Raw genomic sequence first — 25180 nt, forward strand, 5'->3', positions numbered from 1 at the left:
AGACGCTTATGGAAACAACCCGTCCCTGCGGGACGGTGCTATACCGGCGTCCGCTCCCCGACGATGCAAGCGCCGTATGGCGTCTAGTCAAGGAGAGCGGCAAGCTGGATCCGAATTCCGCCTATTGTTATATGCTGTTGTTCAACTATTTTGCAGGCACCTGTCTCGTAGCCGAGCGGGAGGAACGCATCATCGGTTTCGTGACGGCCTTCGCGCCGCCCGAGCCCGTTGAGCGGGAATCGTTGTTCGTATGGCAAATCGCCGTAGCTCCCGAAGCGAGGGGGCAGGGCGTCGCTACGGCTTTGCTGAGGCAGCTGCTCGCGCTGCCCGCATGCCGGTCGGCGGCGCGGCTGGAAGCGACGGTATCGCCCGGCAACGGGCCGTCGCGGCGGCTGTTCGAAGCGTTTGCCCGCGAAAGGGGCACGGTACTGGAAACGGCGGGTGAGGGCTTTCCCGCTGCATTATTTCCGGAGCAGGGCCATGAAGACGAGCCGATCGTAAGGATCAGCCTGACCGTTTGACCGTACGGAATAGGAAGAATACGAAGGAGGAACTGCCATGACGAACGGAGGATTGCTTCAAAGCGAAGGTACGCTTGCGTTGTTCGAGGAACTGGAGTCCGAAGTGCGGAGCTATTGCCGGTCGTTTCCGGCGGTGTTCCGCAAAGCGCTGGATTGGACCGTATGGGACCGCGAGGGGAACGTTTATTTGGACTTTTTCGCCGGCGCCGGCGCGCTGAATTATGGCCACAACAACGCGAGGATGAAGGAGAAGCTCGTCCGCTATTTGCTCGAGGACGGCATCAGCCACAGTCTGGATATGGCCACCGAAGCGAAGGAGCGTTTTCTGGAAAAGTTTCGCGATGTCATTCTGAAGCCAAGAAGGATGAATTACAAGATCATGTTTCCCGGACCGACGGGGACGAACGCCGTCGAGGCGGCGCTGAAGCTCGCGCGCAAATCGACCGGGCGGACGAACATCATCGGATTTACGAACGCGTTTCACGGCATGACGCTGGGCGCGCTCGCCGTCACGGGAAATAAATATAAGCGTCAGGGCGCCGGCGTTCCGCTTCAATATGCGGCCTCCATGCCGTATGACGGCTACTTGGGCGCAGACGCGGATACGGTCGCCTATTTGGAAAATATGCTGAACGACAGCGGCTCCGGCGTCCCGATGCCGGCCGCGGTCATCGTGGAGACGCTGCAGGGGGAAGGCGGCCTGAATGCGGCCGGAGCCGGGTGGCTGAAGCGGCTCGAGGCGCTGTGCCGGAAGTACGGCATCCTGCTCATCATCGACGATGTCCAGATGGGCTGCGGACGGACGGGACCGTTTTTCAGCTTCGAGCCGTTCGGCATCGAGCCGGATATGATCTGCCTGTCGAAGTCGATCGGCGGCTACGGGCTGCCCATGGCGCTCATGCTGATGAAGCCGGAGCTTGATATATGGGGGCCCGGGGAGCATAACGGCACGTTCCGCGGCAACAATCTCGCCTTCGTCTGCGCGACCGAAGCGCTCCGCTACTGGGAGGACGGCGAGTTCGAGAAGGAGATCGCCGAGAAGAGCACGCTGCTCGAGGGCGAGCTGAAGTCGATCATCGCGCGGTTCCCGCAGCTGAAGGCCGAATGGCGCGGGCGAGGGCTTATGCAGGGGATCGCTTTCCCGACGGAAGGGTTGGCCGAGGACGTGTGCCGGGAGGCGTTCCGCCGGGGGCTTATTATGGAGACCTCGGGAACGGACAGCGAAGTGGCCAAGGTGATGCCGCCGCTGACGATCGACAAGGCATCCTTGAAGCGGGGACTGCGGCTACTGGCGGATAGCGTGGAGGAAGCGGCCGGACGGAGCCGGAAAATCGAACTGCTGCCGAAGGCTGCGGGATTGGGAGGAGAACGCATATGATCGTACGACACCTGGACGAAGTAAAAGGGACCGAGCACGATGTGGACACGGCTACATGGGTGAGCCGGCGTCTGCTGCTCCGCCGGGACGGCGTAGGCTTTTCTCTGCACGATACGACGATGAAGCCCGGCACGGAGACGGAGATGTGGTATAAAAACCATGTGGAGGCCGTCTACTGCATCGAAGGGGAAGGCGAGATCGAGGTCGTGGACGAGAACCGGACGTATCCGGTCAAGCCGGGGACGCTGTACGTGCTGGACGGCCACGAGAAGCACAAGCTGCGCAGCAAGACGTCCTTGCGCGTCGTCTGTGTGTTCAACCCGCCCTGCTCGGGCAAAGAGGTGCACGACGCCGACGGCGCTTACTCGCTCGGGGAGCCGGATGCGTACCCGTCGAGGCACGCTCCCGAGCCTCGGCTGCTGGAGCGCGTCGACCCGGTCGTATACGACAAAACGATCCGCCAATCGGTCATCGATGGCGGGCAGCTGGATGAATACGAGCGGACCGGATATTTGTTTCTCGACGGCTTCTTCTCGGCCGAGGAAGTGGAGGAGCTGCGCAGCGAGCTGCAACGGGTATGGCGGCAGGCGGAAGGGGACGACAGGGCCGAAATCATTCGCGAGCCGGACAGCGACGCTGTCCGCTCCGTCTTCGCCGTCCATCGGGACAACGCCGTGTTCGCCAAGCTGGCCGCGCATGAACGGCTGACGGCGGCGGTGAAGCAAATTTTGGGCAGCGAGGTTTACGTGCACCAATCGCGGATCAATTTCAAGCCGGGCTTTACGGGGAAAGACTTTTACTGGCATTCCGATTTCGAGACGTGGCACGTGGAAGACGGCATGCCGCGCATGCGGGCGCTCAGCTGCTCGATCGCGCTGGAGGACAACTACTCCTTCAATGGGCCGCTCATGGTCATTCCGGGCTCCCAACGGCATTTCGTCTCGTGCGTCGGCGCGACACCGGAGAATCATTACGAGGAGTCGCTGCGCAAGCAGCAGTACGGGGTCCCGGACCCCGACAGCCTGACCCGGCTCGCCTCGGAAGGCGGGATCGTCGCCCCGGTCGGCAAGGCCGGCTCTGTGCTGCTGTTCGATTGCAATTTAATGCACGGCTCCAGCTCCAACATTTCGCCTTATCCGCGCAGCAACGTGTTCCTCGTGTTCAACAGCGTAGAGAACAGACTGGCGGAGCCGTTCTCCGGCCAGAAGCCGCGCCCTGACTATATCGCTTCGCGAAAGGCGGGCGAATGAAGAAGTCCGGGAGACCTTCCGGCCAGCCGGCGCACATTCTCGTATCCGCGCCGAACCGGGCGGGAGAGATGTTTTTGTGCCGGCTCAGGCAGAAGGGGGTGCCTCATGCGGCTATGGTCAACAATTCGTTCGAGAGAAGCAGGCTGGAGGCGCTCGGCATCGGACCGGTCATCGTAGTCGATACGAAGGACAGAGCCACCTGGGTCCCGCCGGATATGCCGATCGGCAAAGTATTCCTGTTCGAGGACAGCATGAATTTGTGCTGCCGGTACATCCATATTTGCAAAACGTGGAAAATCGATTCGATCCATGCGGTCACGCGCAGCGACTGTTCCAGAGCGGTCTACCGGTCGCTCGGCGTCAAGCATTTGACCTATACGACGAGACAGGATATTCCCGAGCTCGTACACAGGATGATTTGACAGCGCTCGGGCGGAACCGATATCTTCACGAAACCTTCATGAGACCTTCATGAAGGTTTCATTTTGCGTTCATCCTCCCTTCATGACGGGCGGCCGCGGCGGTGGTAAGCTTATAGCTACGGTAGGTCGCTGAACAAATGAGCAGAGGGTTTGGAATGATGCCGCAGAAGCGAGAGCGTTCGCATTTGTTGCCGGATTTTTGCCTATCAAGGGCTTATCAAATCAAGAAAATCCGGGAACAACGGCGATCGGAGGCATATTCCAGACCCGCAGCGGACTTGTTCGCCGGCCCTATAAGGGAGGGGATCATCATGTACAAAACGGTTATTATCGGCACAGGCCCCGGAGGGCTGACGGCCGCGATATATTTGGCAAGGGCGAACCTGAATCCGCTCGTCATCGAAGGGCCGGAGCCCGGAGGGCAGCTCACCACGACGACGGAAGTGGAGAACTTTCCCGGATTTCCGGACGGCATCCTGGGACCCGAGCTGATGGACAACATGCGCAAGCAGGCCGAGCGGTTCGGAGCCCGCTTCCGGTCCGGCTGGGTCAACGAGGTCGACTTGTCGAAGCGTCCGTTTACGCTTAAGGTGGAAGGGCTGGGCGAAATTCAAGCCGAGACGGTCATCGTCTCGACCGGCGCCTCGGCCAACTATATCGGCATTCCCGGAGAGAAGGAGAACGTCGGGAGGGGAGTCAGCACTTGCGCGACGTGCGACGGCTTTTTTTTCCGCAATAAGAAGATCGTTGTCGTGGGCGGCGGCGATTCGGCCATGGAAGAAGCGAATTATTTGACCCGTTTCGCCTCCGAAGTGGTGCTCGTCCACCGCCGCGGCGAGCTGCGGGCGTCGAAAATTATGCAGGACCGGGCTCGCGCCAATCCGAAAATCAGCTGGAGCCTGAACCGGACCCCGCTCGAGGTGCTGGCGGACGAACGCGGCGTTACCGGACTGAAAGTTCGGGATAACAACACCGGCTCGGAGGAGACGATCGACACTCAAGGTATGTTCGTCGCCATCGGCCACTCGCCGAATACGAAGTTTCTCGGCGGCCAGCTGACGACCGACGCTCACGGATATTTGCTCGTCAAGCCGGGCACGACGGAAACGAACATTCCAGGCGTATTCGCCTGCGGAGACGTCCAGGACAGCCGCTACCGTCAAGCGATCAGCGCTGCGGGAACGGGCTGCATGGCGGCGCTCGATTGCGAGAAGTTTCTGGAGGCGGCCGAGCATGCGGAAGTGCCGGATGCCGTTAACGCTTGAGCGGTCGGCCTTCGCCGAACCGAATACATGGTGCGATATCCAGCCGTCGGGGCTGGATTTTTGCTTTTGGGGTGACCGAAAGGTTGACCCTTATTAAATGTTTGGCAAGGTTGAGATATGGACTCGAATTTATTCAACCTTTTTTTCGAGATGTTCCTCTTCGCCCCAATTTAGCGGCTCTCCGAAAGGATAGCGGAACTTTTTGTTCCGCTTTGCTTGACCTGTCGGAATCATTATGTTCCTCACCGTACCGAGGTCCGAGGTGAAATCGTATTCCCTGATTTGACCGAATTTTTGCAATGTGAAAGCAAGGGCGAGAAAACGAAAAAAACCGATGAGCTAAAGCAATAGCGCGGCGACCACGGAGAAGGTCGAGTATGGACGATGGAGATCCGGAGTGCTAGTCCCGTCTTGCTTAACTGTAAATTGTGAGGCTGTTGAAAAAGTCTGCAAAGAGAGGAAGCGCCGGAGACAGGAGGTGGGGGAATGCGCTCCACATCCGTTAACATCGTGTTGTTTTTAAGATTTTAGCGGTTGCAACACGTTTGTAAAGTCAACCGCTTCGCTTTCCGCACATTTCCCCCACCTCCCACTATAAAGCAATGTTTTCTCCTGTTTGCTCGCTCATTCTCATGATTCCAACTTTGACAGCTCTTTTTGTATGACAAACCTCTCTTTTTGACTTTTTCAACAACCTGAAATTATGCAGGTAAATTCAGGAATTACGCAACTTTCATCGAAATAACTGGAAAATATACAGGTAGATCGCTACCAGATCGAAAATGGCCGTAAAACAAGCGAGAATAACTGTATATTCTCCAGTTCGCTACCCAGCAAGGCAATTTTTCACCGAAATAACTGCATGTTTTACAGTTCGTCTTATATCGGCCTATTAAGACTTGGATGTTCTTCGCCGAAATGGCTTCGATCAGAGCTTTGCTTATTAAGCGCAGTGGCTTTTTTTGTTTCTCTATAAATATTTTACGAGGGACTTGCAAAGGATAATAGGGAACTGGATATCCCCGGCAAATGGTCTATGACGCAGTCGGACAACTCAAATATACAATTTGACGAGGGTCGTTTATGGGAATGATCAATAAAACCTGGGGCTCCCTGTTCAACCGGGAGAGGGCGTCAGCTGCCAAGTCCAAGCAGGCGAATGAGGAAAAGGAACCGCTTGGTTCGGATATGAAGGACAACTTCGACCGGATCATGCAGGCTTTCGGAGGCAGCAAGGATGTCGTTACCGGACGCTGCCGGATCGACATGCCGGGTCCGATACAGATCGGCTACGCGTATATGGAAGGGTTAGTCAATATAACGATAGTGCAAGAATTGCTGAAGCAGCTGCTTCTGCTGCGGCATGACGGCATCGGATCCGGCATTCGCGAGCCGGATGCGGACGCCGATATGATCAACCGAATCCGAACCCGTATCCCGTCGATCGGCAATGCCGCCACGGTGGCCGATTTTCAGACGCTGTACAAATCCGTTCTGTCCGGCAACACCGTCATCATGGTCGAAGGGTACCCATACGGACTGGCCGTCCATACGGCGGGCGGGAACGACCGGGCGATCGAGGAGCCGATGACGCAATCCGTCGTCAGAGGACCGAGAGAAGGCTTTACCGAGTCGATCCATACGAACGTGGCGTTAATTCGCAAACGGGTCAAAACGACGAATTTATGGCTGGAAACGATGACGATCGGCGAGATTACCCAGACGGAAATCGGACTTATGTACATAAAGGGCATCGTAAATGAAAAAATCGTCGAAGAGGTGAAGGAGCGTCTCGGTCGCATCCAAATCGACGGTATTTTCGAATCCGGCAATATAGAGGAATTGATCCAGGACGAGACGATTACCCCTTTTCCGACTTTGTACAATTCGGAGCGGCCCGACGTCATCGCGGCCGGATTGCTGGAGGGCCGGGTGGCCATCCTGGTGGACGGAACGCCCTTCGTGCTCATGGCTCCCGCGTTGTTCGTACAGTTTTACCAGTCTGCGGAAGATTATTACCAACGCGCCGAATTCGCTTCGCTGATCCGTATTTTACGATACATTTGCTTCTTTATTTCATTGATGGCCCCTTCGTTGTATATCGCGGTCACGACGTTCCATCAAGAGCTGCTGCCGAGCTCGCTGCTGTTCAGCCTGGCCGCCCAGCGGGAAGGAAATCCGTTCCCGGCTTTCGTCGAAGCGCTGCTGATGGAGGTTACGTTCGAAATATTGCGGGAAGCCGGCGTCAGGCTGCCCAAGACGGTGGGGCAAGCGGTATCGATCGTAGGGGCGCTCGTCATCGGCCAAGCGGCCGTCGAAGCGGGCTTGGTATCGCCCGCGATGGTTATCGTCGTCGCGATTACCGCGATCGCCAATTTTGTCATTCCGTCGTTCAATATGGGCATTTCCATCCGGATTATCCGCTTCCTTCTGATGGTGTTTGCCGCGACCTTCGGCTTGTTCGGCATAACGGTCGGCCTGATCGGCCTCGTGCAGCATTTGTGCAGCTTGCGCTCGTTCGGCGTGCCTTATATGTCGCCCATGTCCCCGTTCAATTTGACCGACCAGAAAGATACGATATTGCGCTTGCCGCAGTGGGGATTGTTTTCGCGTCCCCGGTTCATAAGCCAAAGAAATACGATTCGGGAAAATAACGCCCCTACGACAAAACCGCCCGCACGCGGGAAAGGATAAGGAGCGTGAACAACGATGCGCAAGGCCATTCGCGTCGTCACGATGCTTGTATTGGGCTGCACTATCCTGACGGGATGCTGGGACCGGCGGGAATTGAACGATCTGGCCATAGCGGTCGGCATCGGCATGGATCGGGACGGCAGCCAAGTGCAAGTGACGGCGCAGATCGTCAATCCGGCCGAGGTCGCTTCCAAAAAAGGAGGCGGGGGCTACAGCACGCCGGTCACGATATTGAGCGCCACGGAAAAAACGTTTTTCGAAGCGCTCCGGAAATTGACTACGGTTGCGCCGCGGAGAGTTTTCGCTTCCCATCTTCGCGTATTGATTATTGGAGAGGACCTCGCCCGCCAAGGCATCGAGAAGGTCATGGACGGCATATCGAGAAACCATGAATTCCGGTCCGACTTTTTTCTGATCGTGGCCAAAGGCGCGCGCGCGGACGAAGTGTTGGAAATATTGACTCCTATCGAGAAAATTCCGGCCAATAAAATGTTCAATACGCTGGAGATGTCGGAGCGGGTATGGGCGCCTACGGTGAAAATGCCTTTGGACCGGTTCATATCCGACTTATCCGATCCGTCTAAGGATGCGGTTCTTACCGGAATCCGTATCGAGGGCGACCAGGAGGCGGGGAGAACGAAAGGAAACGTAGGCAAGACCGGGGATTATACGAAGCTGCAATATTCCGGACTCGCCCTTTTCAAAGGGGACAAGCTGATCGATTGGTTAAACGATGAGGAGAGCAAGGGCTACAATTACATTATGGACAACGTAAAAAACACGGTAGGCCATTTGACTTGTCCGAAAGGGGATGAGCTGACCGTGGAAGTGGTTCGGGCGAGCTCGAAAGTAACGGGAAAAGTTGCCGGCGGAAAGCCGAAAATCGAGGTGCACATATTTGCGGAAGAAAATGTGGGCGAAGTTCAATGCGAGGTCGATCTGACGAAGACGGAAACGATAGAACAGCTGGAAGCGCTCGCCGAACAAAAATTGAAAAAAATTATTACGGCTTCCATTCGCAAAGCGCAGAAACACAAAGCGGACATATTCGGCTTCGGGGAGGCGATCGAGGATGCGGATCCGAAGGCGTGGCTCGACATGAAGCGAGATTGGGGCTCCCGCTTCGCCGAATTAGACGTATCGGTCCGTACGGACGTGGAGATCAGGAGACTCGGAACGACGAACAATTCTTTATTGGAAAAAAGGAAGTGAGGCGCTCGTGTGGATGGCTTCGGCGATTGTATTGGTCGGCGGGATTATTGCGTCGATCGAGGCTCCCGCTCTGGTCAGGAACAAGATGACGAGGGAGCTTTGGATCTTTGCGGTCGTGTTGGCGATCGCGGTCGCGATATCGGTCTTGCATGCGCTGCGGATTCCGCTGCCGAATCCTCTGGATTGGATTACGGCCGTGTATAAACCGGTCAGCGATTTTATATTTGGCACAGTCGAGTAGGGGAGGCACCATGATGATCGAGAAAGGCAAAATCGGAGTCCACCAGTTTACGATTCTGACGATTCTGTTCACCGTGGGAAGCTCCATCCTGATAGCTCCGTCCGGACTTGCCCAGGAAGCCAAGCAGGACGCCTGGATCGCCGCGGGCGTCGGGCTGCTGGCGGGACTGCTGCTGGTCGTGCTTTACAATAAAATTGCGGAACGGTACCCTACGACGACGTTCGTCCATTACACCCAGGAGATTCTCGGCATATGGCCGGGCCGGATCGTCTCTTTTCTTTACTTTTGCTATTTTTTTGTGCTCGCGGCGCTCGTGCTGCGCAATATCGGCGACTTCATAACGACCCAGATCTTGAACAATACCCCGATCCACTTCATCCATATTTTTTTCCTGATCGTCATTATTATGGGAATCCGCAACGGCCTGGAGACATGTACCCGGACGGCGGAAATTTTTATGCCGTGGGTTTTGTTCTTTTTTTTCGTCATGATCGTTTTGCTTCCGCCGCAATTTGAACCCGGCCATTTGACGCCTGTGCTCGGATACGGGGCGAAGCCGGTTATGCGGGCGGCCCTCCCCGTGCTCGGCACCCCTTTTATGGAGCTCGTCACCGTATTCATGCTGTTTCCTTATGTGAATCATTCGCGGAAGGCGAGGCATGCGTTTCTGGTCGGTACTTTGATCGGAGGGGGGATGCTGATCGTCATCGTGCTGCTATCGATCTTGGTGCTGGGCGAGGATTTGACGGCAAGGCACATGTACCCCAGCTACAGCTTGGCCAAAAAAATTACGATCGGCACGTTTTTGGAAAGACTGGAGGTCGTGATGGCCGGCATTTGGTTCATTACGATTTATTTTAAGCTCTCGATAAGCTTTTATGCGTCGACGATGACATTTGCCGAGCTGTTCCGGCTGAAGGATGCGAGACAGCTTTATTTGCCCTTCGGGATGATCATGATCGTGTTCTCGATCGTCGCCTATCCGGACGTTACTTATTTTATGAACTTCGGCACGAAAATATATTTTCCGTACGCTATTCCGTACGCCGTCGTGTTCCCGCTGCTTATCCTGATCGTAGCCGTAATCCGCAGAAAAAGGGAGCCGGCATAATGGGGCGCCGTCACCGTTCGCGTTCATCGGGCTCGACCCACTTGACGGACCACTCCTCGATTGCCCGGATGACCGGTTCGAGGGCAAGGCCTTTCTCGGTCAACGAATATTCGATGCGGACCGGCGTCTCCGGGTACACCCCGCGGTTGACGATGCCTTCGGTTTCCATATCCTTCAGCCGTTCGGACAGCAGCCTCCCGCTGATCGGGATAGCCGCTTCGATCGTGCAGAACCGCTGGGCACCGGATAAAAGCTGGTGCACGATCAGACCGGTCCAACGCTTATTGACGATGTTCATTCCTTTCTCGAACCGGGGATTTAACGATGACGACTTTTTCACGCGGATCACCCCTTTGCACTTAATTAACTTGACATAAGATAATTACTATTATACACTAACTTACGAAAAGTAACAAAAATTTAAAAATCTCAAATTTAAGATTGACAACAAGCGAATCATCCCATACAATAAGTTTATTGTTACTAAACGTAAGTTAATTATCAAATGTAAGTTATTATAAGGAGGAACAGGACAATGGCAAAAACAGTTTGGGCAATCGATCCTACGCACAGCAGCATCGACTTCTCGGTAAAACACATGATGATCGCGAACGTGAAGGGCACTTTCCATACATTCGAGGCGAAGGTCGAAGCCGATCCGGAAGATTTGACTACAGCGAGCATCGAATTCAATATCGACGTGAACAGCATCGATACCCGCAATAGCGACCGCGACGCTCACCTGCGTTCGGCGGACTTTTTCGAGACGGAGAAATATCCGAGCATCCAATTCGTATCGAAGAGCATCGCCTCCAAGGGCGACGGCGAATATGACGTAACCGGCGACGTGTCGATTCGCGGCATTACCCGCACGGAGACGTTCTCGGTGACGTTCGAGGGAGCGGGCAAAGATCCATGGGGCAACGAGAAAGCCGGATTTAGCGCGAAAGGCAAAATCAAGCGCAGCGATTTCGGTCTGACTTATAACGCCGTATTGGAAGCGGGCGGCGTCCTGATCGGCGACGATATCAAAATTTCGCTCGAAATCGAGGGAGCCAAGCAAGCGTAAAGCAACTAGTTAAGACGGCGAATCGGGGACGCGTCCCGGGTTTGCCGTCTTTTTTTTAATAATGGTTTATAAGTTTCGGTGTCCCCGCAAAGTACCTGGACATGCATCGGAGCAAAAGCCCCTTTGTGGGGCGGTTGTTGAGAAAGTCAAAAAGAGAAAAGAACTTCATAAAAATAACCTGATTTTACGGAAGCGGAGTGCATTCCACGACTCCTTGCCTTCATCGCTTCCTCTTTTTGCACGCTTGCTCAACAACCTCCCCCAATGTGCAGGGTTTATTTGCATACGAAAGGAGAGGCTGTACGAATGTTGTTTTATGCGATCGCGCTTGTTGTCGCCGCCATCGATCAAATGTTGAAAATAGCGGTGAGGGTTTATATGGAGGTGGGCGAATCCGCATCTCTGTGGAACGGTCGCATCCTGCTGACCTATTACGAGAACAGCGGGGCGGCACGAAGCTCCTTTCAGGGCTACGGCCGCTTGTTCATGGTCGTGGGGATCGTCGTGATCGTCGGCTTGCTGATCGCCCGGCGCAAAGGCCATATTAAGGGGTTCCTGGCGGAAAGCGGCACGGCCCTGCTCGTCGGCGGAGCCGCGGGCAATACGCTGGACCGGATGCTGTACGGCAAAGTGACCGATTTTCTCGTGATGGGGGAAGGGATTTTGAACGCCGCGGATTTGGCGCTGACGGCCGGCCCGGCGCTGCTGCTGCTTCATGTCGTCGTGCAGGAATGGAGAGAGAGGACCGGCTCGTACAGGCACGATATATCGGGGTAGCGTAGACGGGTTGCCCGCCAAGAGGGCTGGGGCGGGTATGGCCTGTCGCTTGCCCTCCTTACAGCCGATTCGCATCGCGGTAGCGCGATGGCGGCATGCCCATTTTGGACGAGAAAGCCCGGCTGAAATAAAAGCCGTTGTCATAGCCGCAGCGCCGGGCGATGTCGTCAAGCGTCCAGTCCGTCTCCACGAGCAGCGCGCGTGCTTTGTTCAACCTCAGCGCGGCCCCGTAAGCCCCGGGCGTCTTGCCGTACGCCGCCGTAAATCTCCGCGTCAGCTGGACCGGGCTGAGCGAGAGCTCTCCGGCCAGCTCCTGCATGCTGAACGGCTCGTGCGCGCGCTCCCGGATGAGCCGCTCCGCCCGTTCCATGAGAGGATCCTCTCGAACGCTTGCGAACCGGCGCACCGCCTCCGTCTCCCAGCCGTACAGCCGCCATATGTCCCGCAGCAAATATTGCTTGCGGTCCCCCGCCTCTTCCTCCTCTTGCTCCCATACCGCCCGCAAATAGTCGAAATCGGAGGCCAGTCTCTGCACGTCCCGGATCGTCACCTTTCCGGAGGGACAGCCGCTGCGCGTCTTCTCTTGCGTCCATGCATCCTGAACGTCTGCCGCTGCCCGGCCATCCACCTGCGCGATCGGCAACGTAAAGGTGAAGACGAAAAACGTAAGCGGCTTGATGATTTCCCTGCGGAACGGGATGAAGGGGGGGCAGAAGACGAGGTCCCCCCGTTCGGCCGTTCCCGTCTCGCCGTCAATGTCGTAGCGGAACGAGCCCGACTCGACGGCGAACATCATCCATGTGTTATGCGTGTCGGTGTCCATCAGAAATTGCTCTTTATGCCGCCAATAGCGGACCGTATGGAGGGATGGAACGAGCTGTTCCGGCGATAGGGGGCCCATCCGCCGTCCTCCTTGCTTGTTTTGAAATAAAGTATAAATCGATGATAACTTATTGAATGTCAAAAGAAAATAGTTTCCTCTATCATGAAATTAGATATAAAGTTCATGATAAAGGGTGAGAGAAGTGAAGCTGGAAACGATCGCAACGGATATCGCCGTCATCGGCGGCGGATTGGCGGGCGTATGCGCGGCCGTAGCGGCAGCCCGATTGGGGCATGCCGTGGCACTCGTGCAGAACCGTCCGGTTCTGGGAGGCAATGCGAGCAGCGAAGTGCGCGTATGGGTTAGCGGAGCTTCGGCTACGGGTACTCATCGCTATGCCAGAGAAACCGGAATTATGGGCGAAATGTTCGTCGAGAATCAATACCGCAATCCGGACGGAAATCCGTATTATTGGGATATGGTCGTACTGGAGACCGTGCTGGCCGAACCGAACATTCAATTGTTCTTGAACACGGACGTACACGAGGTAGAAGCCGAGGGGCCGGAGGATGACCGGCGCATCGTTGCAGCTACGGGTTGGATGATGGGCTCCGAGCGCAAAATCCGTTTCGAAAGCCCGGTGTTCGTCGACTGTACGGGGGACGGTCTCATCGGTTTCCTGGCGGGCGCGGGCTACAGGATCGGTCGGGAAGCGCAAGCCGAGTTCGGGGAGTCGTGGGCGCCGGACGTTGCGGACGACATTACGCTCGGCAGCACAATGCTGTTCTACACGAAGGATGTCGGCCATCCGGTCAAATACGTGCCGCCCTCGTTCGCGAAGGACATTGCGAAAACGACGATTCCGGAGCGCCGCATCATCAAAACCGGCGAGTCCGGATGTTATTATTGGTGGATCGAATGGGGCGGAGAGCTCGACACGGTCCACGAGAACGAGCGCATCCGCGACGAGCTGTGGGCGGCGATCTACGGCATATGGGACTATATCAAAAATTCGGGGCGGTTCGAGGCCGATACGCTGACGCTCGAATGGGTCGGCTCGGTGCCGGGCAAACGGGAATACCGCCGCTTTGTCGGCGATTATATGCTGACCCAGCACGACATTCTTCGCCAGGAACCGTTCGACGACCGGGTCGCCTTCGGCGGCTGGTCGATCGACCTGCACCCGCCGAAAGGGATGTACGCCGAGGCAAGCGGCTCGAAGCACATGTATTCCGACGGCATTTATCATATCCCGTACCGGTCGCTCTACTCGGCGAACGTATCGAACATGCTGATGGCCGGCCGCAACATCAGCGCCTCGCACGTCGCGTTCGGCACGACGCGGGTCATGGCGACGTGCGCGATCATGGGGGAAGCCGCGGGAACGGCGGCATCCCTATGCGCCGGGAAAGGCGTCACGCCCCGCGCCGTGTACCGGGACCATATGGAGGAACTGCAGCAGACCTTGCTGCGTCAGGATGCCGCCTTGATCGGAATCGCCAACCGCGATCCGCTCGATCTTGCGCGGAGGGCGGAAGCGTCCGCTTCCAGCGCGCTTGAGGCGATTGCCGTGGAACAACCGGACGAATCGATTCGGCTTACCTCCGACGTCGCGTTATTGTTCCCCGTCGATCCCGCAATCGGGCGGCTGGAGCTGCTGGCGGACGTAGCGGCCGGGACCGTGCTCGAAGTCGAGCTGTGGGACACGGGACGGGAGGAGAACTACATTCCGCATCGGCTCATCGTGCGCGACGCCGTCGCCGTAGAGCCCGGGGAGCGTCAATGGGTGCCGGTAAGCTTGCCGTGGCGTCCGGCTGAGCCGCGTAACGCCTTCGTAATCGTCAGGTCGAACGACGCCGTCTCTCTGTGGCTGTCGCACCTGCCTTTGAACGGGGCGCTCTCGTTCGTCCGCGGGAAGAAGCCGATCGTCGATCCGAAGCTGGAGGAGAAGCAGCCGTCGCAGCCGATCGTCGAATGGAGCATGCGGAAGACGGTGCGAAAGCCGTTCTGCTTCCGGCTGGCGGACAAAACGTCGGCCTATGGAGCGGACCGCGCGGTTGACGGTTATGCGCGTCCCTACGGCGGTCCGCATATGTGGGTGTCGGAGCCGATGGGCGGCCGGGAGGAGTGGCTGGAGCTGCAATGGCCGGAGGCGGTCGCGCTGTCCGAGGTGGAGCTCGTCTGGAACGACGACGTCAACGAATATTTGATCAATCTGCACTATATCCGCACGCCGTTCGACATTATGCCGGAGCTCGCCGCCGATTACAGGGTGGAGGCTTGGGTAGACGGGCATTGGAAGGTGCTCCACCGGGAAACGGACAACCGCAAGCGCAAGAAGACGCACCGGTTCGATCCGGTAGTCGCCGGACGGCTGCGCATCGTCGTCGAGCGGACGAACGGCTGTCCCCGCGCGGAGTTGGCGGAAGTTCGCGCTTATTCTTAGTCGTAACCGTATGGAACGAGGGGCCGGGCAAACGCGATTGGCGTTTGCCCGGCCCCTGTGCGCAGTTGCGGGCGGTGCAGCGTGCAAAAGGACCGTATACAACGTTCGATAAGTATAGTACTATGTAGTTAGTTTCAATTGTCGGGATGAAGTTTCATTGGATGGAACAACTAAACGAATGGAGGACGACAAGGTGAGCGATTCGATTAAAGAGCATGTACGGCAGCAATTTTCCAAAAACGCGCAGCACTATGTGGTCAGCCCTTTGCATGCGCAGGGCGGAGATTTATTCAGGCTGGTGTCCGCGGCGGAGGCCGACGGCAGCATGGAGGCGCTGGACATCGCGACCGGGGGCGGTCATGTGGCGAATGCGCTGGCTCCCCTTGTCCGTCGCGTAACGGCCTTCGATTTGACCAAGGACATGCTGGCGGCGGCAGCCGCCTTTATCCGGGGAAACGGGCATACGAACGTCGATTTTGTCGAGGGCGATGCGGAACGGCTTCCGTTTCCGGACGGCTCCTTCGACCTCGTCTCTTGCCGGATAGCGGCACACCATTTCCCCGACGTTCCTTCCTTCGCTGCCGAAGCGTTCCGTGTCGTCAAGCCCGGGGGCAAGCTGCTGCTGATCGATAACGTCGCCCCGGAGGACGACCGATACGATCGTTTCTATAACGAGGTGGAGAAGCGGCGGGATCCGAGCCATGTCCGGGCATGGAAAAAGTCCGAGTGGGTCCGTCTGCTGGAAACGACGGGCTTTCGCGTCGAGTCGATGACGCGCTTCCCCAAACCGTTCCGCTACCGCGATTGGTGCGACAGGGCGGGGCTGCCGAAGGAGGAAGCCGACCGGCTGGAGAGCAAGCTGCTCGGTGCCCCGGACGACCTCCGGCACTTTTTCTCGATCCAGACCGACGACGCCGGCGCCTTGCTCGGCTTCAGCGGCGAATCCGTGCTGCTGCAAGCGGTGCGGCCGAGTTGATAAGGAGCGGATTCCAGAGGCAGGGCACAGAAGGAACGGCGCGTCTGTGGTCGACGAGAGGTGCGCGCGCAAACTGCACGGGATCGGGCGCTTGCTCCCGTGTTGATAGTGGAAGAGTCGAACAGCGGAGTCGGGGGAAAGGAAGTTAGCAACCACATAAGGGCCGTCCCGGCAATACGGGGCGGCCCTGTTTGAAATACTATGACTTGCGAGTCCGGCATACCTATCAAGCAAAAAGCAGATGGATGCCGGCCAGCACGAGTCCGATGAAGAAGCCGCAGATCGCTCCGTTGACCCGGATCCATTGCAGGTCCGAGCCGATTTTGTCCTCGAGCAGCGCGATAAGCGTCTCGTTGTCGTACTTGCGGATGTTCTCTTCGATCAGCGTGCCGATCTTGTGGTGGTTGCTCTCGATCCAGCCGGCCAGCCTGTCCTGCACGAACGTCTCGATGCGTTCGATCTGCGCTTCGTCCTCCCGCAGCCGCGCGATCGCTTGCTCGAGCACGGGGGCGATCACTTCCGTCGGATACGTCTCCGTATGAATATAGGCAAGCAGCCGTTCCCGCGTTTGCAGCAGAAAGGCGTTCAAGTTGTCGGACAAGTTCAGCCTGTCCACCAGATCCCGCTTCCATTGCTCCAGCGCTTGCTTCGTCTCCGGCTTGGATAGTACGGATTCCAGCTTGACGCGTACGGTCTCCGCCAGACCGGCGCGCGTCGGGTTGGTTTCTTTGCGCAGCTCCGAAATTTGCGCTTGCAGCAGCTGCCGGATCGTCTCGCCAAGCCGTTCCTCGCTCATGAAGCCGGCGAAGGCGTTCAGGGCGAACGACATGAGCCCGCTCGTCTGAATGCGGCTGATGCCTTCGGCCGCCATGGTGCCGAGCTGCCGGATCGTCGATTCCCGATTGATGTAATCCTCGGCGAAATCGAGCACGAAATCGAACGCCTTGCCGTCCCAATTTTTGGCGAAGCCGTATTCGACAAGCCCGGAAACGAGCGCGGCGGTATCGACCTCTTCCAGCCGCTTGCCGATTTCCCGCTCCAAGACGGGACCTAACCGCTCCCACGGAAAAGAGCGTACGGCAAAGTCGCTTATGCCCGTAATCGCTCTCGCTCCTTCTTCGGTGCGCAGACGCGCCTCCACGCCGTCCAACATCCGCGCGACGATCGCGAACTGCTTCATCTTGTCGCGGATGCTCTGCTTGCTGAGCAGGTCGTTTTGGACGGTCGATACGAGCGCTTTCGTTACTTTTTCGCGGTTGTTCGGCAGGATCGCCGTATGGGGGATCGGAATGCCGAGCGGATGGCGGAACAGCGCCGTCACCGCGAACCAGTCGGCCAGTCCGCCGACGAGACCGGCTTCGAAGCCGCTGCGGATAAACCGGACCCAGGCAATCGAATCGAACGGTATCGTAATCAAAAAGCCGGCCGCCATCACCGCGAGCGATATGGTGGCCATATGTCTCGTATTTCGTTTCACTTGTCGTTCAGCCCCTGTGTATACGAATATGCAGGCCGGATAAATCAGGCCGTTATACTGCTTCTTTACCATTGTACTCCATTTGAAGGAATTCCAAAAATAAATGTTTGCGCCGCAGAAATGAATTGACTTTTTAGGATGCCGGATATACCATATAGGATGAAAATGAGAATCGTTATCATAAACAGACAGGGTGATCCGATGTCTTCGCGATTGCAACAAGCCGCCGAACCGGCGGTTCCGATGCGCTCGAGACCGTTTTTTGCGACGGTTATTTTGTTTGGCGGCATCGCTTTATTGGTACTGGGGCTCGCATTGTCGATCTCCGTCGGAGCAGCGGATATTAAGCTGTCCACCGTATGGGAGGCGGTTTTCAAGTTTAATCCGGACTTGACCCAGCATCAGATCATTCAGGAGCTCCGCCTTCCGAGGGCGCTGGCTGGCGCACTGGTTGGAGCATGCTTCGCCGTGGCCGGGGCGATCATGCAAGGAATGACGCGCAATCCGCTGGCCGATTCGGGGCTGCTCGGCATCAACGCCGGAGCCGGCTTCGTTTTGGCGCTCATCTTTGCTTTTTTTCCCGGTTTGCCGTTTTACTTCCTCATTTTGTATTCGTTTGCGGGAGCGGCGCTGGGCATGTTTCTCGTCTACGGCATCGCGGCCATCTCGAAGGGGGGCTTGAGCCCGGTCCGTCTCGCGCTGGCCGGCTCCGCGGTCGGGGCGCTGCTGGTGGCGTTCAGCGAAGGCATCGCGATTTACTTTCATATCGGACAAGATTTGGCGTTCTGGTACGCCGGGGGCGTGGCCGGTACGAAGTGGCTGCAGCTCAAAATCATGGCTCCGTGGGTGGCCGGCGGCTTGCTCGGAGCGATGATGCTGTCGCGTTCGATTACGCTGCTCAGCCTCGGCGACGAGGTGGCGAGCGGCCTCGGCCAGCGGACGGGCTGGGTCAAGCTGGCCGGATCCGTGCTCGTGCTCGTGCTGGCCGGTGCGGCCGTCTCGGCGGTCGGCTCGATCGGTTTTATCGGACTCGTCATTCCGCACGTTGCCCGTTATTTGGTCGGTGTCGATTACCGCTGGATCATTCCGTGCTCGGCGGTGCTCGGCAGCTTGTTGACCGTCATGGCCGACACGGCTGCACGGATGATCAACCCTCCATATGAAACCCCGATCGGGGCGCTTATCGCGCTGATCGGCGTGCCGTTCTTTCTGTATTTGGCGCGCAGAGAGGGGAGGAATCTGTAATGGACATCGCTTTTCTGGAAAACGAACGGAGACGAAAGACGGCGCGTTACACGATCGTATTGACCGTTCTCGGACTGCTTATCATTACCGCGTTTATTATCAGCATGAACACCGGCTATATGCGGCTTACGCCGGTCGAGGTGATGAAGACGCTGTTCGGTGCCGGTACGCCCAAGCAGCATCTCGTCCTGTTCGAGTTCCGGCTGCCGCGCATCGTCATCTCCGTGCTGGTGGGAGCGGGACTGGCCGTCTCCGGCTGCATTCTGCAAGGCGTGTCGCGAAATGCGCTTGCCGATCCGGGAATACTCGGCATTAATGCGGGAGCGGGTCTGGCTGTAGTCCTGTTCGTCACGTTTATGAAGAAGGCGGGCGTCACATCCGTATTTTTGCTGCCTTTTCTTTCTTTGGTCGGAGCCGGTCTGACGGCCGCGCTCATCTTTTCTCTTGCCTACAAGAAAAATCAAGGGCTGATGCCGATCCGGCTTATTCTGGTCGGGATCGCGGTTGCCGCAGGGATCTCGGCGGCGATGATCGTGCTGACGATCAAGCTCGATCCGCAGCAGTTCCAATTCGTGCAGGTGTGGCTGGCGGGAAGCGTGTGGGGGACGACGTGGAAATACGTGCTCGCGCTGCTGCCCTGGATCGTCGTGCTGCTCCCTTACGTATTCTATAAGGCTCGCATCTTCAACGTGCTGCAGCTCGGCGACCATGCGGCGGTCGGGCTCGGTACTCCGGTCGAGCGGGAACGGCTGAAGATGCTGGCGGCGGCCGTCGCGCTCGCGGCCTCATGCGTCGCCGTAGGCGGAGGCATCGGCTTCGTCGGCTTGATCGGCCCGCATCTGGCCCGGCGCCTTGTCGGCCCGAGCTATCAGGTGCTGCTTCCCGCATCGGCGCTCGCCGGCGGATTGCTGCTTATCGTCGCCGATACGCTCGGCCGTTGGGTCATGCAGCCGTCGGAAATTCCGACCGGTATCGTCGTCGCGATTATCGGCGCTCCTTATTTTCTGTATTTGCTCGCGAAATCGAAGGCTTGAGCAGCCGCCTGATCCAGAGATCCGCTTCTTGCCGGCCAGTCCGGCGGGAGGCGGATCTCGTCTTTTTTGCCGGACAGCCGCATACACTGGTACGGTCAAGGATGCCAACGGATCGGGGGAACACGCTGCATGTTGAGACGCGGATGGCGGAGCCGGCCGACCAAGAAAGGGAAACGGAAAGCTTTTTTCATCGCGATGCTCATTTTCTTCCTGTTCTCGCTCCAATCGTTTATATTTATCGAGAAAAATTTGCGCCCCCCGCTCATGCACGTCGCCATGCTCCGCGTCAAGCAAATCGCCACGCAGTCGATCAATACGGCCATTACCGAGCAAATATCGCGGGCGCAAAGCTTCGACAAGCTGATCGATTGGCGGACGGACAAAAACGGCAAAATAACCGGCTTCATGCTCAACTACGGGGAGCATATGAAAATAACGTCGGAAACCGTAAGCACCGTGCAGAACGTGTTGAACGGGCTGAAGGACATCCCGGAGCATATTCCCGTCGGCCAGGCGATGGACAGCGCCATTATCGCTTCGTTCGGGCCGAAAATCCCGATCAAATTTACGCCCATCGGGGCGGTCAAGGTCGATTTGAGCACGAGGCAGCAGGATGCGGGCATCAACATGATTTTGGTGGAGGTATACATTCGCATTACGGCCGAGGTCGCGATCATTATCCCGTTCGATTCGAAGCCGGAAGTGGTGGAGACGGAGATCCCGATTTCGTACGTGCTTGTAGTCGGCGACGTGCCGATGTATTACTACGACAGCAAAGGCAATCCGAGTGGGAAAACGTCGTCCGCTCCGCCAAGCATCGCGATCCCGCAAATCAATCCGGATACGGCGAAGACGGAGGCCGCGGCGAAGACGGAAGAGGCTACGAAGGCAGGCGCCGCCAAGTAGGCTGCGCCTGCTGCCGCCCGTCAGCCCCCGCTCGAAATGGACGCCGCAGGCTCCGACCGTTTTCGATTGCCGAGCCAGAACAGCGCCGTACCGGACCAGGCGCACAAAGAAGCGGCGATGAGAAGCATAGCTAAAGGAACGCTGTCGGCCAGCAGCGAGCTCAAAATCGGTCCCAGCGTGCCGCGGATGCCGAACAGCATCAGGTGCAGCCCGAACATCGCCGCCTCCCGTCCGGGAGACAGGCGAAAGATGAAGGCGAGAATGCCGATATCCCATATCGCTTCGCCGATGCCTTGCACAAAATTGCCTATGATAACCCCGGAGTAGCTTCCCCATAATCCGTACAGCATCGGCACGATGGCGTAAGCCCCGATTCCGCACAGCAGCGTATGCTTGATGTCGAACCGGTCGATCATCCTGCCGCCGATCAAATAAGTCAGCAGCAGCCCGGTGAAATAAGCTACGCGGGCATAGCCGATTTCCACATTGCGGAGCTGCAGGACGTCTACCTGGATCATTTGATACAACGGACCGGCCAGCATGTTGCCGAAGCCGGAAAGCATCGTGGCGGTCAGAAAAATGGCCAGCGTCCGGTTGCCCTTAACGAGATTCCACTGATCGCGAAACGAGAACTGCGGCCGGGATATCGCCGGAGGCGCATCGGTCTTCGGCAGCCTCACGTTGCTGAACAGCAGGATGGAGACGACGCCCGCAACGGCTGCGGCAATGAGCGGACCGGACGGACCGCTCATGTCCGTCCAGTTGCCGATAATGTAGGCGAGCGGAATCATGAGCAAGCCCATCGGTACCCTTACATAGCCCATTAATCGGCCGCGAAGGTCCGGTGGATAAATCCGCGAGATCAGCATCGCGTATGCCGGGGCCTGAATGGCCATCAGCATTTGAAATACGATCGCCGTGGCGACATACCCGCCGGGATTCGGAATGAAGGCGGGGAGGAACAGCAGCAGCCTTCCGAACAAGCTCGGAAAGACGACGAACGGCTTCGGGTTGTTCGTCTTCTCGATCCAGCTCGTCCAGAGCGGCGAGAACAGCAGACCGATCGGGGCGGCTGCCGATAGCAGGCCAACCTGAAGATTGGAGGCTCCCTGCTGGAGCGCGAAGACGATAAAAAACTGGTTGAGCACGACATTGAACAGACTGACCAGGCCGGCCGAGCCGAAGTCGATTTTGGCATTGCGCCATACTTCGGGACCCATTCGCATGCCGAATTTGTACATGGGTTCGTTCGGTTTCATAGGATATGCGCGCACCACGATTCTTCGAATTTCTTCGACCTAATCGTTGCAAAAAAACGGCGAATGCGCAATAGCTAGTTAAAGAAGAAGTAAAGGGAGGGAGAATCGGCGGAGCGCGTGCGGATTTCCCGCTTTGGTGTGCTAATTCCGGGGGGCAGCGAAGTATTTCGACTGTTTACCTGTGTTGGCTGAAGTGGCAAAAGTTTTCTTCCGCAGGCTAATACTGCGTAACGGAACATGGTTCCGCTATTTTGGATATTCCCCGGCTTGCCCGTAAATAAAGGAACCCCTTTCCGTTATTCGCCCGGTTTTCCCAACGAGCACGCCCATTTGGGCCCGATAACGGATCAGAGTTCCTTTACTTGATCAAGATTTTTCAACCTTGGCGAAATAGCGTAACGGAGTTCCGTTATCCTTCCTCACCCCGTCTCCGGACTGCCCGCTGAATAGCCGGAGCCGGTCACTCCTCATGCATGGCGCGGCCATCGACGAACCCCGTGCGGAACAGGCTTTTTTTTACCCAAGCCTTCCCACTTCCGAATCGTTCATTCAGGACCCGCTTTTCTTTTGGCCGCGCAGCCGTTCCTCGCGCTCCCACTTTTTCAAATATGCAAACGGATCGAACGACCATTCGGTCTTGCCGTTGTCCCGGTACAAGCCGAAATGGAGATGGGGCGGGAATTTCCCTTGGGTCCCCGGCTTGCCATAGCCGGAGCTTCCGACCCAGCCAAGCACCTGACCGGGCTTGACGATATCGCCTTGCTTCAATTTTTTCTCGAAGCCCGACAGATGGGCATAGTAATGGTAGACGTTGTTCAGATCGCGCAAGCCCACGCGCCATCCGCCATACGGGTTCCAGCCTTTGATTTCGACTATGCCGTAGCAGGTGCTTCGGACGGGAACGCCGTGCCCCGCGAAAAGATCGGTGCCCTCGTGCATCCGGTGACCTCCCCAGCCTCTGCTCGCCCCCCATGTGCTGCGGTACGAATATTCGGCGCCGAGCGGCAATGGAAATGCGTGCTCGTGAAGATCGATCCGTCCGAATTCGGCGTATATGCGGTAAAACTGTTGGATCCGCTCCACGCTTCTCTGGTTATGGTAATAGTTCCACAGCGCCAGCTTGAATTGATCTTCTCCCGTGCCGTAGGTCAGCAAGTAAGAGGCCATCGTGGATAAAACGTCGAGATCGTTTGCGCGGTCGGCCACGCCGTCCCCGGAGCCATCCTTGCCTCTGCCCCCGAACAAGGCTATCGATGCCGGATTCGTATCGGTCTGATCCGGATTGGCGATGCCGGCCCAATCGAGCTCCGAATAATAAATGCCGATAAGCCCCGCGGAGCGCGGCCTTTTCTTCGGATTTGCAATACTCAGCGTGCGCTCGTACTGATCGACGGCAGCCAAATAGTTCCACGGTATGCCGGTGACCTCGCTCACTTCATCGAATAGCTGCTTACGCTCGGCGAACTCGGTTTTGATATCCTTCGTTTCAACCTTGGCGGCTTGTTCTGCCGACGCTCCCCCGTCAGCGATCGCGAGTGACGCGAGCATCATGCAGCATAAGGCCATGACAGACGTTCGCCATAATCGGCCTGCACGTTTCAAGTTCGCCTAGCCTCCTTTTCGCCATCATGTCCATCGTATATGCGGTTAGGATACGCATTCCCGCTTTTTGCTATTCCGACGTTTCGCGAAATGCTCGTACCATTCGTTTACATGGGGGGGATCTGTTTGATACGATTAGACCAAAAAGTAGCGGAAAGGAAGAAAGCGATTGTTCGATCACCGGAACGAGCACGTCGACGGGCAGATGGTGCTGCTGCAAGCCAATTTGGACGATATGAACCCGGAATTCAGCTCTTATGTGATGGACAGGCTGTTCGAGGCGGGCGCCAACGACGTCTACTGGATACCTATTATTATGAAGAGGGGCCGGCCGGGAATGATGCTGAATGTCCTCGCTGCGGCGGACAAGCTGGAACGGATGGAGGCCATCGTGTTCGCGGAAACGACCACGCTCGGGCTTCGCTACCTGAAGGCCGACGTTCACCGCCTCGGCAGACAATTCGCCAAAGTCGAGACGGAGTGGGGGCCGATCACGGTCAAGCTCGGGTTCCACAATGGCGAGCTCGTGCAGATGGCGCCGGAATTCAAGGAATGCGAAGCGGCGGCGAAGCGGCACGGAGTACCGCTCAAGCGTGTTTACGAGCAGGTTCGGCGAAACTATGCGGAAGACAAATAAAAGGCGGGGGACTCGGGAAACATGCCATTAAACGGACAACAGATCCGGACCGCTTTGCGGCAGCACGGAATCGTAGACGCGATCGTCTGCATTCACTCGTCCTATAAGTCGTTGGGAAAAGTCGAAGGAGGCCCGGATGCGGTTCTCGACGCTTTTTTAGCCGAAGGCAATACGGTGATGACTCCGACATTTTCCAACTCGTTCCTCGTGCCGCCGCCGTCGGACGGCAGGCCGGGGCGCAACGGCATCGATTATGGATCGGCTGCCTATGAGGCGCACGGCCGCGTATTCCATTCGCAGACGAATACGATCGACCGGGAAACGATGGGGGCGATTCCGGCGGCGCTCCTTGCCCGCTCGGGGCGGGCAAGGGGCAACCATCCGACCCATTCCTTCACGGCTGTCGGACCGTCTGCCGTCAGCTTGACCGCCACGCAATCCCGCGAACGCATATATGGAGCATTGGAGCAGCTCGTCGAACAGGACGGCTGGGTCGTGCTGATCGGAGTCGGATTCGACCGGATGACGCTGCTGCATTTGGCCGAGCTGCAGGCAGGCAGGCGCTCGTTCATCCGCTGGGTGAACGACGGGGAAGGCAACAAGGTGCGATCCCCCGTGGGCTCGTGCTCCTCAGGCTTCACCCGCTTCGAGCCGGTGCTGCTGCCGCTGACTCGCCGGAGCCGGGTAGGGGAGAGCGTATGGACGATAGGGCGAGCGCGCGATTTGGCCGGTAAAGCGCTGGATACGATTCGTGCGGAGCCGGAGCTGACCCGCTGCGGTCCCGATTGCATCCGCTGTTGTGATGCCATAGCGGGCGGGCCTATACCGTGATCGC

General features: G+C 57.4%; 23 protein-coding genes and 1 pseudogene. 19 read left to right on the top strand and 5 right to left on the bottom strand.

Going from position 1 to position 25180, the window contains the following annotated elements:
- Window positions 1-8: 8 nt before the first annotated feature.
- From ectA to FE784_RS19425, 10 genes and pseudogenes are all read left to right on the top strand, one after another.
- Window positions 9-521: a diaminobutyrate acetyltransferase gene (gene ectA / locus FE784_RS19385; RefSeq protein ID WP_139603874.1), complete on the top strand. Its 513-nt coding sequence runs from the start codon at window positions 9-11 to the stop codon at window positions 519-521.
- A gap of 37 nt (window positions 522-558) precedes the next feature.
- A complete protein-coding gene (gene ectB / locus FE784_RS19390; protein ID WP_139603875.1) occupies window positions 559-1899 on the top strand; it encodes a diaminobutyrate--2-oxoglutarate transaminase in 1341 nt (446 codons plus the stop codon).
- Window positions 1896-2276, top strand: a pseudogene (locus tag FE784_RS41990) (ectoine synthase); the annotation flags it as partial. The gene ectB and the pseudogene FE784_RS41990, both read left to right, overlap by 4 nt.
- Window positions 2277-2315: 39 nt before the next feature.
- Window positions 2316-3149, top strand: a complete 834-nt coding sequence (gene thpD / locus FE784_RS19395; RefSeq protein WP_246132105.1) for an ectoine hydroxylase — start codon at window positions 2316-2318, stop codon at window positions 3147-3149.
- Window positions 3146-3571: a hypothetical protein gene (locus FE784_RS19400; RefSeq protein WP_139603877.1), complete on the top strand. Its 426-nt coding sequence runs from the start codon at window positions 3146-3148 to the stop codon at window positions 3569-3571. The genes thpD and FE784_RS19400 overlap by 4 nt, the downstream gene beginning before the upstream one ends.
- Window positions 3572-3882: 311 nt before the next feature.
- Window positions 3883-4836: a thioredoxin-disulfide reductase gene (gene trxB / locus FE784_RS19405; RefSeq protein ID WP_139603878.1), complete on the top strand. Its 954-nt coding sequence runs from the start codon at window positions 3883-3885 to the stop codon at window positions 4834-4836.
- A 1083-nt stretch (window positions 4837-5919) separates the two neighbouring features.
- Complete coding sequence (locus tag FE784_RS19410) at window positions 5920-7530, top strand: spore germination protein (RefSeq protein ID WP_246132102.1); 1611 nt, start codon at window positions 5920-5922, stop codon at window positions 7528-7530.
- 15 nt (window positions 7531-7545) lie between these two features.
- Entirely contained in the window at window positions 7546-8742 is a 1197-nt protein-coding gene (locus FE784_RS19415; RefSeq protein ID WP_246132103.1) for a Ger(x)C family spore germination protein, read from the top strand.
- Between the two features lie 13 nt (window positions 8743-8755).
- Entirely contained in the window at window positions 8756-8983 is a 228-nt protein-coding gene (locus tag FE784_RS19420; protein WP_139603879.1) for a hypothetical protein, read from the top strand.
- A 10-nt stretch (window positions 8984-8993) separates the two neighbouring features.
- Window positions 8994-10094 (top strand): GerAB/ArcD/ProY family transporter, encoded by a 1101-nt coding sequence (locus tag FE784_RS19425; RefSeq protein WP_176706367.1) that lies wholly within the window; start codon window positions 8994-8996, stop codon window positions 10092-10094.
- Between the two features lie 10 nt (window positions 10095-10104).
- Here FE784_RS19425 and FE784_RS19430 read toward each other — a convergent pair whose 3' ends face one another.
- The gene (locus tag FE784_RS19430) at window positions 10105-10392 is read right to left on the bottom strand and encodes a winged helix-turn-helix transcriptional regulator (protein WP_139603928.1); all 288 of its coding nucleotides are present in this window, start codon (window positions 10390-10392) and stop codon (window positions 10105-10107) included.
- Between the two features lie 237 nt (window positions 10393-10629).
- On the opposite strand from FE784_RS19430, the gene FE784_RS19435 reads away from it, so the two are divergent.
- Together FE784_RS19435 and FE784_RS19440 are read left to right on the top strand one after the other, a co-directional pair.
- Entirely contained in the window at window positions 10630-11163 is a 534-nt protein-coding gene (locus tag FE784_RS19435; RefSeq protein WP_139603881.1) for a YceI family protein, read from the top strand.
- A 306-nt stretch (window positions 11164-11469) separates the two neighbouring features.
- Window positions 11470-11940: a signal peptidase II gene (locus tag FE784_RS19440; protein ID WP_139603882.1), complete on the top strand. Its 471-nt coding sequence runs from the start codon at window positions 11470-11472 to the stop codon at window positions 11938-11940.
- A gap of 58 nt (window positions 11941-11998) precedes the next feature.
- Here FE784_RS19440 and FE784_RS19445 read toward each other — a convergent pair whose 3' ends face one another.
- The gene (locus FE784_RS19445) at window positions 11999-12841 is read right to left on the bottom strand and encodes a helix-turn-helix domain-containing protein (protein ID WP_139603883.1); all 843 of its coding nucleotides are present in this window, start codon (window positions 12839-12841) and stop codon (window positions 11999-12001) included.
- A gap of 124 nt (window positions 12842-12965) precedes the next feature.
- On the opposite strand from FE784_RS19445, the gene FE784_RS19450 reads away from it, so the two are divergent.
- Window positions 12966-15209, top strand: coding sequence for an FAD-dependent oxidoreductase (locus FE784_RS19450; protein WP_139603884.1), 2244 nt, complete (start codon window positions 12966-12968; stop codon window positions 15207-15209).
- A gap of 178 nt (window positions 15210-15387) precedes the next feature.
- Complete coding sequence (locus FE784_RS19455; RefSeq protein ID WP_281287132.1) at window positions 15388-16185, top strand: class I SAM-dependent methyltransferase; 798 nt, start codon at window positions 15388-15390, stop codon at window positions 16183-16185.
- Window positions 16186-16411: 226 nt separating this feature from the next.
- On the opposite strand, the gene FE784_RS19460 is transcribed toward FE784_RS19455, so the two are convergent.
- Window positions 16412-17662: a DUF445 domain-containing protein gene (locus FE784_RS19460; RefSeq protein ID WP_176706368.1), complete on the bottom strand. Its 1251-nt coding sequence runs from the start codon at window positions 17660-17662 to the stop codon at window positions 16412-16414.
- Between the two features lie 201 nt (window positions 17663-17863).
- Here FE784_RS19460 and FE784_RS19465 point away from each other — a divergent pair, with 201 nt between their 5' ends.
- The 3 genes from FE784_RS19465 (at window position 17864) to yunB (ending at window position 20847) form a co-directional block, all read left to right on the top strand.
- Window positions 17864-18907, top strand: a complete 1044-nt coding sequence (locus FE784_RS19465) for a FecCD family ABC transporter permease (RefSeq protein ID WP_139603887.1) — start codon at window positions 17864-17866, stop codon at window positions 18905-18907.
- Window positions 18907-19941: a FecCD family ABC transporter permease gene (locus tag FE784_RS19470; protein WP_139603888.1), complete on the top strand. Its 1035-nt coding sequence runs from the start codon at window positions 18907-18909 to the stop codon at window positions 19939-19941. The genes FE784_RS19465 and FE784_RS19470 overlap by 1 nt, the downstream gene beginning before the upstream one ends.
- 129 nt (window positions 19942-20070) lie before the next feature.
- Complete coding sequence (gene yunB, locus FE784_RS19475) at window positions 20071-20847, top strand: sporulation protein YunB (RefSeq protein ID WP_139603889.1); 777 nt, start codon at window positions 20071-20073, stop codon at window positions 20845-20847.
- A gap of 20 nt (window positions 20848-20867) precedes the next feature.
- On the opposite strand, the gene FE784_RS19480 is transcribed toward yunB, so the two are convergent.
- Window positions 20868-22106, bottom strand: a complete 1239-nt coding sequence (locus FE784_RS19480) for an MFS transporter (protein ID WP_139603890.1) — start codon at window positions 22104-22106, stop codon at window positions 20868-20870.
- Between the two features lie 549 nt (window positions 22107-22655).
- Window positions 22656-23672, bottom strand: coding sequence for a M23 family metallopeptidase (locus FE784_RS19485; protein ID WP_139603929.1), 1017 nt, complete (start codon window positions 23670-23672; stop codon window positions 22656-22658).
- Window positions 23673-23877: 205 nt separating this feature from the next.
- On the opposite strand from FE784_RS19485, the gene larC2 reads away from it, so the two are divergent.
- Both larC2 and FE784_RS19495 read left to right on the top strand, forming a co-directional pair.
- The gene (gene larC2, locus FE784_RS19490) at window positions 23878-24345 is read left to right on the top strand and encodes a nickel pincer cofactor biosynthesis protein LarC2 (RefSeq protein WP_281287129.1); all 468 of its coding nucleotides are present in this window, start codon (window positions 23878-23880) and stop codon (window positions 24343-24345) included.
- A 21-nt stretch (window positions 24346-24366) separates the two neighbouring features.
- Window positions 24367-25176 carry an AAC(3) family N-acetyltransferase gene (locus FE784_RS19495; protein WP_139603891.1) on the top strand — a complete coding sequence of 270 codons (810 nt, stop codon included), beginning with the start codon at window positions 24367-24369 and terminating at the stop codon, window positions 25174-25176.
- Window positions 25177-25180 lie beyond the last annotated feature (4 nt).

This window comes from Paenibacillus hemerocallicola (assembly GCF_006265175.1).
In the GTDB taxonomy this organism is placed as follows: domain Bacteria; phylum Bacillota; class Bacilli; order Paenibacillales; family NBRC-103111; genus Paenibacillus_AB; species Paenibacillus_AB hemerocallicola.